The sequence below is a fragment of the Empedobacter brevis genome (genome assembly GCF_965118635.1).
Taxonomy (GTDB): domain Bacteria; phylum Bacteroidota; class Bacteroidia; order Flavobacteriales; family Weeksellaceae; genus Empedobacter; species Empedobacter brevis_A.
This window is the reverse complement of sequence record NZ_CBCPHV010000001.1, coordinates 251071-265404: the sequence shown is the minus strand read 5'-3', so window position 1 is coordinate 265404 and position 14334 is coordinate 251071. Positions and strand designations below refer to the sequence as shown.

Below are 14334 nucleotides of genomic sequence, written 5' to 3'. Positions count from 1 at the left end.
CAAATCAAGTAAAATGAAAAATATTTTCATCATTAATGGAAGCGCAAGCGAAAATTCATCTAATCAAAAAATCATAGAAAATTTTATTTCTTTTACATCTCAATATTTCAAATGTACTGTTTTTGATCAATTAAAAACTCTTCCTCATTTTGATCCAGAACGTTCTATCGAAAATACCCCACAAGAAATACTTGATTTTAGAACTGAAATAGAAAAAGCTGATGGAATAATTATTTGTACGCCCGAATATATTTTTAGTATTCCGAGTGGATTGAAAAATGCATTAGAATGGTGCGTTTCTACAACTATTTTTGAAGGAAAACCTTTAGGAATTATCACTGCTTCTGCAAATGGAGAAAAAGGGCATGAAGAATTGCAATTGATAATGAAAACGTTGATGACGAACTTCAATAATGAAACAACTTTACTCATTCAAGGAGTAAAAGGAAAAGTAAATTCAGAAGGAAAAATTATTGATGAAGGAGCTTTACAACAATTGGAAGAGTTCGCAAAAGCATTTCAAGTTTTAATCAATTAAAATGAAACAAAAACTAATTTATATACTTTATTGGACAGCTATATTTACGGTTTCAATTTCAATGTTTGTGTATGGAATTATAAAACCTGCTCAATTCACAAATATGGATAATAACATTCATAATCATCTTTCTGAAGGGCATCAATTGATGTGGAATTTTTATAGTTTTACCAAAGGATATCCAATCATCATCGGAATTTTTGAAGTGATTGGTGCAATCACATTACTTTTTCGTAGAACCAGAATTTTCGGATGTCTTCTATTAACCACAATTTTAGTCAATATTATTCTACAAGATTATTTCTATGATATAAAAGCTTTATCCTCTTCAATTTTTTATCAAGCGTTAATCTTTGTTATCTTAATTATTGACCGAAAAAGAGTGATTGAAATATTCTCAAAACTATTTGAATTCAAAACGAAATTAAAACCAAACTGGATTTTAATTATTATAAGTTTTATACTTGCAATTGGCTTTAAACTTATTGAAACAAAAGTTTTATAAAAACAAAAAGATGAACTTAATTCAGTTCATCTTTTTCTAATATTTCTTCCGATTCAAAACTCATTTTAAGTTTGATGAGTTCGTCTTTTATATTTTCTAATCGCTTCACAACATCTATTTCTTCTGCTGTTACCGCAATTCCTTTTTTACCAATCGCTTGTTTTGCGCCTTCTAACGTATAACCTTTTATTTTGACCAAATAATAGATATTCTTAAAACAATCAATATCATTCTTCGTAAATAGTCGATTTCCTTTTTTGTTTTTTTTGGGTTGAATAATTTCAAATTCTTTCTCCCAAAATCGAATCAGCGATGCGTTTACATCAAAGGCTTTGGCGACTTCGCCAATCGAGTAATATAGTTTATCAGGTAGGTCTACGTTCATTATCAGCGTTTAATCCAAAGATAATGACAATTTTTTAGAGTTTTGATAAATTTTAATGAAATCGTCTGGATCAACATCATTGTAAAAATACATAATAGGATCTACTGGCTCACCGTTCTTATGAATTTCGTAATGTAGATGCGCTCCTGTCGATAATCCAGTTGTTCCAACATAACCTATCACATCACCTCTTTTCACTTTTTGTCCATTACGAACTTTTGCACGAGACATATGTGCATATAAACTTTCATATCCATTTCCATGTTTCAACACCACCATATTTCCGTAACCAGAATTAAATTCTGAAACTTTTACAGAACCATCTCCAGTTGCATAAATAGGAGTTCCACTAGAAGCAGCAAAATCTAAACCTTTGTGCATTTTATTTACTTTCAAAATAGGATGAAAACGAGTTCCAAATCCTGAAGCTAAACGATTGACATATTTATCTGCCACTGGTTTTAAAACTGGCATTGAAGATAAATTTGCATCTTTAACTCCAGCAGAACGAAAAACTTCGTCCAAAGATTTTGATTCAACTTCAATTTTATCGATTAATTTTTCGATATCTTCTGCAGTGTAATTATCAATTTCTTTATTGACAGAATCTATATTTTCATTGACACGCATATCATAAATAGTACGATAAATATTGCGATCTTTTTCTTCGATTTCTGTTAAAGCTTCTTCAACTTCTTTGAATTTTTTATGTAATTGTTGATTTTCATTTTCCATTCTCTCTAACTCAGCTAATAATTTGCTTTCGTTGTTTTTGAATTTTCCTGCTTTCGATGCATATTCAGAATCATTAAAATGATAACCAATCATCCCAGCAGATATTGTCGATAGACATAAAAATAGTAATATGTATAAAGCTGTTTTAGGAGTTTTTTGGATTCTTTTCTTTGTCCAACTCATCAAAAATTTTGCAGAATTATACTTATAGTTTTTATTTTCCATTACTTAACCAAGCTTTTATTATCTTTGTAAAACGTTTGCAAAGTAACGAATATTGTACGAGTAAACTTGTTAATCAAATGATAAAAATATTTTAATTAAATGAAATCCAAAGATATAAGAAAAGAATTTCTGCATTTTTTTGAGACAAAAGGGCACTTAATTGTAAAATCTGCACCAATTGTTTTGAAAGACGATCCGACATTAATGTTTAATAATTCGGGGATGGCACAATTCAAAGAATTCTTTTTAGGAAATGGAACTCCAAAAAGTAATCGTATCGCGGATACACAAAAATGTCTTCGTGTTTCTGGTAAACATAATGATTTGGATGATGTAGGAAAAGATACTTACCACCACACGATGTTCGAAATGTTAGGAAACTGGTCTTTTGGTGATTACTTCAAAAAAGAAGCAATTGCTTGGGCTTGGGAATTACTAACAGAAAAATACGGAATCTCTAAAGATCAAATTTATGTAACTGTTTTTGAAGGTGATAAAGAAGATGGAACATCATTAGATGAAGAAGCATTAGAACTTTGGAAACAACATATTGCAGAAGATCGTATCCTTTACGGAAACAAAAAAGATAATTTCTGGGAAATGGGTGATATTGGACCATGTGGACCATGTTCTGAAATCCATGTAGATATTCGTCCAGAAGCAGAACGTTTAGCTGTTGATGGAAAAACATTGGTAAATATGGACCATCCACAAGTTATTGAAATTTGGAACTTGGTATTCATGCAATATCAACGTAAAGCAGATGGTTCTTTAGAATCTTTGCCAGCTCGACACATTGATACAGGAATGGGATTTGAGCGTTTGGCAATGGTTTTACAAGGAAAAACATCTAATTATGATACAGATGTTTTTCAACCAACAATTCAAAAATTAGAAGAGATTTCTGGTGTAAAATACGGAGCAGCAGAAAAAACAGATATCGCAATTCGTGTTATTGTAGATCATTTACGAGCAGTTTCTTTTGCAATAGCAGATGGACAATTACCTTCTAACACAGGAGCTGGATATGTTATTCGTCGTATTTTACGTCGTGCAATTTCTTATGGATATCGTTTCTTAGGGCTTAAAGAACCTTTTATCTATAAATTATATCCAATCTTGAAAGCGGAAATGGGCGATTTCTTCCCAGAATTAGTAAAACAAGAAACAATTGTTACAGGTGTTATTCGTGAAGAAGAAGCTTCTTTCTTGCGTACAATTGAACAAGGATTAAATCGATTAAATCAAATTATCGAGCAATTAGGAGAATCTAAAATTATTCCTGGAGATGTTGTTTTCGAGTTATATGATACATTCGGCTTCCCTGCAGATTTATCTCGTATTGTAGCTGAAGATCAAGGTTTCACGATTGATGAAGCTGGTTTTGAAGCTGAAATGGCGAAACAAAAAGAACGTTCGAAAAAAGCAACAGCTTTGGTAACTGATGATTGGGTTATCTTAGATGATAAAGGAAACGAATCTTCGATCGCTTATGATAATACAGAAGCCGAAGTAAAAATTACACGTTACAGAAAAGTAAAAAATAAAAAAGGAGAATTTTTCCAGTTAGTATTCGACCAAACTCCATTCTATGCAGAATCTGGAGGACAAATTGGAGATACAGGATCTATTTCTACTTTGAATGAAACTATAGATATTGTTGACACAAAAAAAGAAAACAACTTAGTTATTCATTTTGTTGAAACTTTACCAGAAAACGTAAACGCTACATTTAATGCAAAAGTAAATGTTGAAAAACGTAACGAAACAACAAAAAATCACTCTGCAACTCACTTAATGCACGAAGCATTGCGCGAAGTTTTAGGAACACACGTAGAACAAAAAGGTTCTTATGTTGGAGATGATTATTTACGTTTTGACTTTTCTCATTTTGCTAAAATGACAGATGAAGAACTTGCAATTGTAGAACAAAAAGTAAACGATAAAATTGCAGAAGCTTTACCATTAATCGAAAAAAGAGATTGTGATATCAACGAAGCAATCGCTGATGGAGCAATGGCATTATTTGGAGAAAAATATGGTGATAAAGTTCGTGTAATTCGTTTTGGATCTTCTATCGAATTATGTGGAGGTACGCATGTGAAAAATACAGCTGATATTCGTTTGTTCAGAATTTTATCTGAATCATCAACTGCTGCAGGTATTCGTCGTATCGAAGCAATTACATCAAACAAAGCAATCGAAGCATACAAAGATGCTGAGAAAAACTACAATGATGTTTTAGCTGCACTTAAAACGAAGAATGATGCTGTAAAAGCTGTTCAGAATTTGTTAGATGAAAATGCTGAACTGAAAAAGCAATTAGAATCTTTTGTTGCACAACAAGCTTCTTCAGAAAAAGCAACTTGGAAAGCTGCAATTAAAGATATTAGCGGTGTTAATTTCTTAGCTGTAAAAACAAATTTAGATACTAATGCTGCTAAACAAAATGCAATTGATTTAACAAAAGAAATCGAAAATGCTTTTATTGTTGTAGGAACAAATGATGCTGTAAAACCATCGATTACAATTTCTATTGCTAAAAACCTTGTTGATGAAAAAGGTTATAATGCTGGACAAATTGTAAAAGAAATCGCTAAACACATTAATGGTGGCGGTGGAGGTCAACCTTTCTTAGCTACTGCTGGAGGTAAAGAAGTTTCTGGATTGGATGCTGCACTAAAACAAGCTGAAGATTTTGTGAAATAATTAATAAAAAATAAACTTTTAAAAAAGCATCTTGAATTCAAGATGCTTTTTTATTTTTATAACTCTACTTTTTAGAATTAACACTTTTAAATGTTCAATCATGAAAGACATCAAATTATTGATTTCTATAATACTAGTTGCAATTGTTTGGGGAACTACTTTTCTCGGAATTCGGGTTGCTGTAGAAACAATTCCTGGTTGGTTTGTTGCTGGAATTCGTCAATTTTTAGCTGGAATAATTATGCTAATTATTTTGCTCTCTAAACAAAAATTAAAATGGATTGGATGGCAAAATCTATCTTATCAACTTATTTTTTCAAGTTTGATGCTAATCATTGCAAATGGTTTAACAACTGTTGCGGAAGAAAATGTATCAAGTGGTTTAGCCTCATTAATTAATGCGACTTCACCAATTTTAGTTTTTATTGGTAGTGTTGCAATAGGTTTACAAAAATTTAGCATCAGAGGATTAATAGGAATTATAATGTGTTTTAGTGGGATTCTATTCATTTTTTGGGACGGTTTACAAGAATTAGTAAATCCGGAATATCGTACTGGAATTATTCTCCTTTTCTGTGCCATTACAGGTTGGGCGGGCGGAACTATTTTTACAAAGAAAATGAATATTCAATCTAAAAATATCTCCCTCAATCTTTTCTATCAATTTATGTTTGCTGGAATTGTTCAAATTATTTTTGCATTCACATTTACAAACAATTATAATTTTGAGAATTGGAGCACAAAAAGTATTTCTGCGATGATTTATTTAGCTATTTTTGGTTCTGTTATTGCATTTTTCTCTTTTCATTATGCATTAACTAAGATTTCGCCCATACAAGTTTCTATTTTATCTTATTTCAATACAATAATTGCCATTTTCTTAGGCTGGTTGATTCTTGATGAGCAAATTACATCAAAATTTATTGCAGCAACAATTCTTATTATTCTCGGTGTTTTTATAACTAATTATAAACCCGAAATGTTTAAAACTAAACAATTAAAAGAGAACTAAGAGTTGTGCAATACAATTAATCTTATTAGTTTTAGCGAAACTAAACTATATAATTTATGATTGACTGGTACAAAAAAGTCGTTTTCGAAAACTACGCTAATTTCTCGGGAAGAGCTCGTAGAAGTGAATATTGGTATTTTATGTTATGTAATTTTCTTATTACATTAGTATTATATGTTCTTATTATTTTAGCTGCAGGGCTAAGCGATAATTCAGAGGGTAGTGGGCTATTCATCTACTTAATTTATATAATTATAATGATTTATTCATTAGCTATGTTTATTCCTTCATTAGCTGTTGTTGTAAGACGATTACACGATACAGGAAAAAGCGGTTGGTACTATTTGATTGGGTTAATTCCTCTTGTAGGAGGGATTCTATTACTTATTGCGCTTTTAACAGATAGTCAAGTAGGATCTAATCAATGGGGACCAAATCCTAAGGAAGCTGATGATTCAATCAATGAAATAGGAAACAATCCTATCGATAGATATTAAAAACTAAAAGCGAGATTAATTCTCGCTTTTTAATTGGATTAATTTTATCCATTGTTTCAAATTATATCTTCTGAAAATTCCGAAATAACGTTGATTAAAAGAGTTTACCCAAATCGAATCATCTTTATCATTTCAATTAAAATAAAGAAAATTATTGAATTGAATCAGTTAAGAAAAACAATCTTATTCTTCACATTTTTATAACAAGAAATTTTAATTATAAAATTTAAAGATTCGAATCATTTTTGTAGTTTTACACCTCGAAAAATAAGTAATAAATAGAATTCAATAAAATGGCAAACATTACATTCACAATGATTAAGCCTGATGCAGTTGCAAAAGGACATATAGGAGATATTTTAAAAGATATTACAGACGCTGGTTTCAAAATTAAAGCGGCTAAAATGACTCAATTAGCAAAACAAGATGCTGAAGCATTTTACGCTATCCACGCAGAACGTCCTTTCTTCAAAGATTTAGTAGAATTTATGACTTCTGGACCAATCGTTGCTGCAGTTTTAGAGAAAGATAACGCAGTTGCAGATTTCCGTACTTTAATCGGTTCTACTAACCCAGCTGAAGCTGCAGAAGGGACTATCCGTGCAAAATATGCTGAATCTATTGATGCAAATGCTGTTCATGGTTCTGATTCTGATGAAAATGCTGCTATTGAAGCTGCTTTCCACTTTGCTGCGAAAGAAATTTTCTAATCAAATAAGATTATAAAACATCATACAAATCCTTCTGAAAATATTCAGAAGGATTTTTTTTGGCTCAAAATTTACTTACCTTTAAATCAAATTCTAAAAAATGAAAAAAATAATTTTAGCCACATTTACAATCGCAGCTTTTGTTGTGTCAAGTTGTAAAAGCGAAACAGAACCTGTAAAAAACGAAGTTGAAAATGTAAATGATTCAGTAAAAGTTGAAGCAAAAACAGCTGAAAATTCAATTCAATATGAGGGAGTTTACAAAGGTGTTTTGCCTTGTTACAAAGATGATTGTAAAGATGTTGAAATGGAAATTAAATTATTATCAAATAAAGGATATGTTTATTCTACAAAACGTTTAGGATTAGACAAAAATGCAATCATGACAACTGGAACTTTTCAGTTTAAAGAAGATGGAAATACGATTGTTTTTCCAGAAATAGCAAATGTGCCAAATGCATTTTTAGTTGAAGAAGGAAAGATTATTCAATTAGATAAAAATCAAAAGAAAATAGAAACGGCTGATTCGACAAAGTTTGAATTAAAGAAAGAAGAATAAAAAAAGGTTTCATCTCTGAAACCTTTTTTCTTGTTTTATTCTATTTCAATTCTAATCGACAAACAAAGTTTACTTTATCTTGATTCACAATTTTAAACTGAATTAAATTCTCCGTTTCTAATTTCTGAATTTCAATTTCGTCATGTAAACTCAATTCCTTCAAGAAATTCATATCAATTGTTTTTACACGATGTTCTAACATTATTTCTGGATTAATTGTATTCAAACACCAATCTAAATATTTGGTATTATTTGCATGTTTTACAATATCCAAATCAGAAAATTGTACTTTATATGGAATAATTTCTGTTGGTTCAAAATCTATGTTTAGAACAGAATTTTCGACTTTCGTTGGTTTCAAATCAGGAAAACGTTCAATGTGGGATGAATCGATTTGAAGAATATCTGGACGACGTTTTTCTGTATTAAAAACAGCCCATAAACTAGATGCTCCAATTAATTTCTTTCCATTTTTTTCGATTGTAAAATCACGAATAGATTTTGCAACTTTCAATACTTCTATCCACGTTTTTACATCTACAAAATCTGTCCAAGAAGGTAATTCTTCAATTTCTATTCGAAGTCGATTCATTACCCAAGATTGATTGAATTCTTGTAAATCAAAAAATCCTAATCCTGCTTTTATTGCATGCTCCGAAGCTGTTAATTGAAAAAGATTTGCCATTTCTGACAATTTCATTTTTCCAGTTGGATCGCATTGAGAGAAAAATATCTCCCATTGTTTGGTATAAATGGATTTAAAATCTTCGGCTATAGGCATTGGTTAAATTTTGAATTATAATCAGGTTAAATTATATTCCTAATTTCTTTTTCATATCAGCCATCATTACAGCTGCAACTCCTGCTTCAACTCCTTTGTTTCCATGTTTTCCTCCAGAACGATCTATTGATTGTTGTTCATTTTCATCTGTTAAAACACAAAAGATAACTGGAATATTATGTTTAATATTTAAATCTTTAATTCCTTGTGTTACACCTTCACAAACATAATCGAAATGCGCAGTTGCCCCACGAATCACACATCCTACAACGATAATTCCGTCTAATTCTGGATGAGTTTGTGCTACTTTGTCTGCTCCATAAATTAATTCGAAACTACCAGGTACTTCGTACAATGTAACGTCTTCTGGGCTTGCTCCCAAATCGATTAATGTATCTTTTGCTCCATCTCGCAAATTAAATGTAATATGATTATTCCATTCAGATGTGATGATTGCAAATTTAGACCCCGCTACATTTGGTAATTCTGCTTTATTATATTGTGATAAATTTTTATTTTCTGTTGCCATTTTGTTTAAAATTTGATTGGTAAAAATACAAAAATGATTTAGGATAAACTTTGATTTGAATCAATAAAAAAAGCCGAACAATTTGTTCGGCTTGAAAATATTTTTTTGAAGTAAATTATTTCGATGATTCAGAAGCGTATTTTAAACGTTCAATAAATTTCGATGTTTCACCACTGTTTGCATTTGGATATTTATCTTCTAAAGCTTGGAAATATTTTAATGCATCTGCATTTTTACCTAATTCCATTGCAATTTCACCTGCTTTTGTATAATATGTAGATTGTAACGTTTCAACTTCCGTTGCTTCAGCTGCTTTTACATAGTAAGGTAAACCTTCTTCTAATTTGTTAGAAGCTACTAATGCATTTCCTAACATACCATATTTTTGCGCTAACATTACATTATCATCTGTTTTAAAATCTTCTAATAACTTTACTGCAGATGCGTAATCTCCTAATTTGTAATAAGCGCTAGCCGCTTTGAAACGTGCTAAATTACCTGCATCTGTATTTCCATATTCATCAACAATTTGTTGTAAACCTTGGAAACTTCCTGCGCTACCATTAAGAGCAACGTTAATAGAATCTTGATCGAAAAGACGTTCGGCTTGAACCATTTCTTTGAAAGCATCTTCCGACTTCGGTTCTACGACTAATTTTAAGTAAGCAAAATAACCTAAAACAGCTACAATAATTACTCCTAAACCAATACCAATTGCTTTAGCATATTTTTCAACAAAAAACTCTACGTTGAAAGCTGTTCTATCTAATTTTTCTACGAATTGCTCTGTAGCGAATTCTTCTTTTTTATTATTTTTTGCCATTTTAATAATTTACAAGGTTGCAAAAATACAATTTGGAACAAATATATCCAATAAATTTATTTACAAACAACCTTTTAGAATAAATATGCTACTGTTAAGTTCAACATTTGTGGACGATTTTCTGTTTTGTATTGTCCGTTATTTCCATTTAAAATGTCAGATCCAACTTTTCCTAAACCGAATTCGTAACGTAAATCGAATAATAATTTAGAAACTTCTACACCTGCACCTATTTGCATTCCTACATTGAATTCGTCTTGTTTTGCAGTTGAAAAATCTTTTACAGAAAGTTTATCATCAAAATAATAAGAGAAAACAGGACCTGCTTGAACATGCCCAATTCCTAAGAATCTTTTCCCAACATTTACAGGAATATCCAAACGTTTTTTAGTTACATCAAGATTTTGTCCATCAACATTATATTCATTTTTGAATTGTGTGTACAATAATTCTGGTTGAATGTAAATTCCTGCTAAAGAAACACGAGCTAAAGCACCAGCTTGAAATCCTGCTGAAGCTTTTCCATCTCTTTTGAAAATATTTCCAGCATCACGCCAAACTTTTCCTTTATCTGTATTGAAAACTGCTCCTCCTTTAAGTCCAAAATTGATATTTTGTGCCATTGCAAAATTTGCAGCTAAACCTATAATTGCAGTTAAAATTAATTTTTTCATAGAATTTTTATTGATTTATTTTTTTTCTTTTAATAATGCTTCTCTCAATTTTTTGAAAAGATTTGACGAATATACGAAATCAATAACATTTGGGTTATCTGCTACCAAAATCTCTTCTTTTGTTCCTTCCCATTCCAAGTAACCATTTTTTAGAAAAACAATATGATCTCCAATTTCCATAACGGAATTCATGTCATGCGTATTAACAACCGTTGTTGTATTATATTCTTTTGTGATATCATAAATTAATTGGTCGATAACCAAAGCTGTTTTTGGATCTAATCCTGAGTTTGGCTCATCTGCAAATAAATATTTTGGATTGTTTACAATTGCACGCGCAATCGCAACACGCTTTTGCATTCCTCCTGATATTTCTGACGGATATTTTTTAAGAGCTGTACGTGCTATTTCTACACGATCTAATACTTCTCTCGCTCGTTTATCGGCATCTGCGTTTGACATGTCTGAAAACATTTCCAAAGGAAATTTCACGTTTTCCACGATATTCATCGTATCATATAATGCTGATCCTTGAAAAACTACTCCAATCTCTGAACGTAAACGTTGCTTTTCTTTGTAGTCAAAATCAATCATATTTGCTCCTTCATACAAAATTTCACCTGAAGTTGGCGTTAATAATCCAATCAAGTTTTTAAGAAAAACTGTTTTACCAGAACCACTTTGACCAATAATCAAACTAACTTTTCCTTTCTCGAAAGTCACAGAAAAACCTTTCAGTACTTCAACTGCGTCAAATGATTTTCTGATTTCTTTTACTTCAATCATTAGCTTAAAATTGTTTGTGTTAAAATTAAATTGATTACAATAATCGCTACAGATGTCCAAACAACTGCTGTTGTTGCAGAACGACCAACTTCTAACGATCCTCCTTTTACTTTATAACCATAATAAGCTGGAATTGTAGCAATAACAAAGGCGAAAACCATGGTTTTAACAAATGTATACACAAATAATTTTGTTGCCATATTCATTTGCAAACCTGTAATAAAGTCGGCAGCAGACCACATTTTTGTAAACACACCAATGTAATATCCTCCTAATAATCCAAATCCAATGGAAATCATGACTAATAATGGATTAAAGAATACACATGCTATAATTTTTGGTAAAATTAAAAAGTTAGCAGAATTAATTCCCATTACATCGAGGGCATCTATTTGTTCTGTAACACGCATTGTTCCAATACTCGAAGCGATATAAGAACCTACTTTTCCTACTAAAATTAATGACATAATAGTTGGTGCAAATTCTAAGACTAAAACCACTTTTGTGGCATAACCGATATAAGTATCTGGCACAGGAATAGCAGCACCTTGAAAGTTTTGTGCCATTTGTATAGCAACTACAGCTCCCATAAAGGTTGAAATAAAGGTAACAATCCCTAAGGAATTTACACCTAAATCATATATTTCTCTAACAGTCAGTTTCCAGAAAACTCCAATTTTTTGAGGTTTACTAAATACTTTACCCATAAGCATAAAGTATGACCCTATATTTTCAATTAATTTCATTACGACAAAATTAATATTTTTATTGGAAAGGCATTTTATTTATCTTGCACAATGTGAATTTAGAACATTTAATTTCTTATCTCCCTACTCATGCAGAGTTGTATGTGAAAAAGTGGTTGGAAAATCATTATATTACACTTAAAATTACAAAAAGAAGAGAAACTAAGTTAGGAGATTATCGCAAATTAGTCGAAAATAATCGTCATCAAATTACAATTAATGGCGACTTAAATCCCTATGCTTTTTTTTTCGTTTTTACACACGAAGTCGCACATCTCAAAACTTTTGTTCAATTTGATGCTCGAAAAATAAATCCGCATGGAAAAGAATGGAAAACTATTTTTGGACATCTGTTATTAGAATCAATCCATATTTATCCAAAAGAGCTTCAACCTTACATTTTACATCATGCCAAGCATCCCAAAGCTAGTTTAGGAGCCGATATTAATATCTCAAAATTTATTATTGATGATAAAAATCCTGCGCAAATTTATTTAGAAGATTTGGAGGATGGTACGATATTTTCGATTGGAAAAAGAATCTTTAAAAAAGAATCTAAACGAAAATTAAGGTATCTTTGTTTAGAGTTGAAAACCAAGAAAAAATATTTGATTAGCGCAACTGCAACTGTAAACAAACTATAAGAAACAATCATGCATAATAAAAATAATTACGCTGTCATACTTACTAGTGGTACTGGAGTGAGATTATGGCCTTTGAGTACGATTAAAAAACCTAAACAATTCCATGATTTACTTGGTATTGGGAAAACATTTATTCAATTAACTTATAATCGATTAAAAAAAGTCGTTAGAGAGGAAAATATTTTTATTGTAACCATTCAGGATTATAAAGAAATTATAAAAGAACAATTACCTGAATTTAATGATGAAAATTTCATTACAGAACCTCGAATGATGAATACAGCAGCTTGCAATTTGCTTGCAGCAATGTTTATTCAACAAATTAATCCAAATGCAAAATTGATTATTTCTCCTTCAGATCATTTTATTTTTGATGAAAACGAATTCGTAGAAAAAGTAAATCTTGCTTTTGAAGATGCTGACAATGATCGATTAATTACTTTAGGAGTTGCCCCAACTCGACCAGATGTTAATTATAGTTACATCCAATTCATTGAAAACTCAACACCTATAAAAAAAGTAAAATCATATATCGATAAACCTGATTTAGAATTTGCTCAATCTTTTATTATGAATGGGGAATTTATTTGGAATACAGGAATACTAATTTGGTCTGTAGAAAGTATTATCAAAGCGTTTCAACAACATTTACCTTCCATGAAAGAAACTTTAGAAAAATATTTTTTATTGGATAAATCCTTGCAAAATGCTGAGACTTTAAAACCTATTTATACAACGCTAAATGTTACTTCTATCAACAAAGGGATTTTAGAACAAGCAGATAACGTCTATGTTATCCCAACAACTTTCGGTTGGAGTGATATTGGAACTTGGTCAGCTGTCAACGAAAAATATAAATACACAGGAGAAGACCAAGACGAAAACCATAATACATTATTATGTAAACATTTTTCAGGTTATAATGCATCAAATAATTTTATCTATTCTACACAAGACAAAGCTATTATTATTGATGGATTAGAAGACTATGTTGTCATCAATTCGGAAAAAGGATTATTAATTTGTCCTCGAAGCAATGTGCGCTTTATCAAAACTTATGTTAGTGATTTGAAATTGCAAAAAAACGGAGAAAAATATTGCTAAAAATAACTTCTTGTTTAAGATCTGAATAATTTAGATTCCACAAAATATAAGTATAAAAAAACCTTTGTAAAAATTACAAAGGTTTTTTTGTCGGGGTGGCAGGATTCGAACCTGCGACCTCCTGCTCCCAAAGCAGGCGCGATGACCGGGCTACGCTACACCCCGATTCGGTCATTAAAAAAGTGCGGAGAGACAGGGACTCGAACCCTGGCATCGGTTTCCCGATGACAGATTAGCAATCTGCTCCATTACCGCTCTGGCACCTCTCCTAGTTTTAATAAAACGTGTGATCCAGTCAGGATTCGAACCTGAGACCTACTGCTTAGAAGGCAGTTGCTCTATCCAGCTGAGCTACTGGACCGATCCAAAAAT

At 31.1% G+C, this 14334-nt stretch carries 17 protein-coding genes and 3 tRNA genes; 9 read left to right on the top strand and 11 right to left on the bottom strand.

Features of this window, described 5'->3' with window-relative positions; all coding sequences use genetic code 11:
• Positions 1-13: 13 nt before the first annotated feature.
• On the top strand, positions 14-538 hold the full coding sequence (locus tag ACMHJW_RS01260; RefSeq protein ID WP_413531629.1) for an NADPH-dependent FMN reductase: 525 nt from the start codon (positions 14-16) through the stop codon (positions 536-538).
• Position 539: 1 nt separating this feature from the next.
• Positions 540-1043: a hypothetical protein gene (locus ACMHJW_RS01255; protein WP_413531628.1), complete on the top strand. Its 504-nt coding sequence runs from the start codon at positions 540-542 to the stop codon at positions 1041-1043.
• A 16-nt stretch (positions 1044-1059) separates the two neighbouring features.
• On the opposite strand, the gene ACMHJW_RS01250 is transcribed toward ACMHJW_RS01255, so the two are convergent.
• Both ACMHJW_RS01250 and ACMHJW_RS01245 read right to left on the bottom strand, forming a co-directional pair.
• Positions 1060-1428 carry a MerR family transcriptional regulator gene (locus tag ACMHJW_RS01250; protein WP_413531627.1) on the bottom strand — a complete coding sequence of 123 codons (369 nt, stop codon included), beginning with the start codon at positions 1426-1428 and terminating at the stop codon, positions 1060-1062.
• 9 nt (positions 1429-1437) lie between these two features.
• Positions 1438-2388 carry a peptidoglycan DD-metalloendopeptidase family protein gene (locus tag ACMHJW_RS01245; protein WP_413531626.1) on the bottom strand — a complete coding sequence of 317 codons (951 nt, stop codon included), beginning with the start codon at positions 2386-2388 and terminating at the stop codon, positions 1438-1440.
• 99 nt (positions 2389-2487) lie between these two features.
• Here ACMHJW_RS01245 and alaS point away from each other — a divergent pair, with 99 nt between their 5' ends.
• The 5 genes from alaS (at position 2488) to ACMHJW_RS01220 (ending at position 7875) form a co-directional block, all read left to right on the top strand.
• Positions 2488-5097 (top strand): alanine--tRNA ligase, encoded by a 2610-nt coding sequence (gene alaS / locus ACMHJW_RS01240; RefSeq protein WP_413531625.1) that lies wholly within the window; start codon positions 2488-2490, stop codon positions 5095-5097.
• Between the two features lie 100 nt (positions 5098-5197).
• Positions 5198-6109, top strand: a complete 912-nt coding sequence (locus ACMHJW_RS01235; RefSeq protein ID WP_413531624.1) for a DMT family transporter — start codon at positions 5198-5200, stop codon at positions 6107-6109.
• Between the two features lie 56 nt (positions 6110-6165).
• Positions 6166-6606 carry a DUF805 domain-containing protein gene (locus ACMHJW_RS01230; protein WP_413531623.1) on the top strand — a complete coding sequence of 147 codons (441 nt, stop codon included), beginning with the start codon at positions 6166-6168 and terminating at the stop codon, positions 6604-6606.
• A gap of 293 nt (positions 6607-6899) precedes the next feature.
• Positions 6900-7316 (top strand): nucleoside-diphosphate kinase, encoded by a 417-nt coding sequence (locus ACMHJW_RS01225; protein WP_413531622.1) that lies wholly within the window; start codon positions 6900-6902, stop codon positions 7314-7316.
• 100 nt (positions 7317-7416) lie between these two features.
• Entirely contained in the window at positions 7417-7875 is a 459-nt protein-coding gene (locus ACMHJW_RS01220; protein WP_413531621.1) for a copper resistance protein NlpE, read from the top strand.
• 40 nt (positions 7876-7915) lie between these two features.
• Here ACMHJW_RS01220 and ACMHJW_RS01215 read toward each other — a convergent pair whose 3' ends face one another.
• The 6 genes from ACMHJW_RS01215 to ACMHJW_RS01190 all read right to left on the bottom strand — a co-directional run bounded on the left by ACMHJW_RS01215 (position 7916) and on the right by ACMHJW_RS01190 (position 12214).
• A complete protein-coding gene (locus tag ACMHJW_RS01215) occupies positions 7916-8656 on the bottom strand; it encodes an acyl-[acyl-carrier-protein] thioesterase (protein ID WP_413531620.1) in 741 nt (246 codons plus the stop codon).
• A gap of 31 nt (positions 8657-8687) precedes the next feature.
• Complete coding sequence (gene ribH / locus ACMHJW_RS01210) at positions 8688-9185, bottom strand: 6,7-dimethyl-8-ribityllumazine synthase (protein ID WP_413531619.1); 498 nt, start codon at positions 9183-9185, stop codon at positions 8688-8690.
• A gap of 115 nt (positions 9186-9300) precedes the next feature.
• Complete coding sequence (locus ACMHJW_RS01205) at positions 9301-10008, bottom strand: tetratricopeptide repeat protein (protein WP_413531618.1); 708 nt, start codon at positions 10006-10008, stop codon at positions 9301-9303.
• A 74-nt stretch (positions 10009-10082) separates the two neighbouring features.
• Positions 10083-10682, bottom strand: a complete 600-nt coding sequence (locus ACMHJW_RS01200; protein ID WP_413531617.1) for a porin family protein — start codon at positions 10680-10682, stop codon at positions 10083-10085.
• A 15-nt stretch (positions 10683-10697) separates the two neighbouring features.
• Entirely contained in the window at positions 10698-11468 is a 771-nt protein-coding gene (locus ACMHJW_RS01195) for an ABC transporter ATP-binding protein (RefSeq protein WP_413531616.1), read from the bottom strand.
• Positions 11468-12214 (bottom strand): MlaE family ABC transporter permease, encoded by a 747-nt coding sequence (locus ACMHJW_RS01190; RefSeq protein WP_413531615.1) that lies wholly within the window; start codon positions 12212-12214, stop codon positions 11468-11470. The genes ACMHJW_RS01195 and ACMHJW_RS01190 overlap by 1 nt, the downstream gene beginning before the upstream one ends.
• Before the next feature lie 53 nt (positions 12215-12267).
• On the opposite strand from ACMHJW_RS01190, the gene ACMHJW_RS01185 reads away from it, so the two are divergent.
• Entirely contained in the window at positions 12268-12858 is a 591-nt protein-coding gene (locus ACMHJW_RS01185) for a SprT-like domain-containing protein (protein ID WP_413531614.1), read from the top strand.
• A 9-nt stretch (positions 12859-12867) separates the two neighbouring features.
• Entirely contained in the window at positions 12868-13962 is a 1095-nt protein-coding gene (locus ACMHJW_RS01180) for a mannose-1-phosphate guanylyltransferase (protein ID WP_413531613.1), read from the top strand.
• 90 nt (positions 13963-14052) lie between these two features.
• Here the strand turns inward: ACMHJW_RS01180 and ACMHJW_RS01175 are convergent.
• The 3 genes from ACMHJW_RS01175 to ACMHJW_RS01165 form a co-directional block, all read right to left on the bottom strand.
• Positions 14053-14127: transfer RNA gene (locus ACMHJW_RS01175), tRNA-Pro, on the bottom strand.
• Positions 14128-14147: 20 nt separating this feature from the next.
• Positions 14148-14231, bottom strand: a tRNA-Ser gene (locus tag ACMHJW_RS01170).
• Between the two features lie 18 nt (positions 14232-14249).
• Positions 14250-14323, bottom strand: a tRNA-Arg gene (locus tag ACMHJW_RS01165).
• Between the last annotated feature and the right edge of the window lie 11 nt (positions 14324-14334).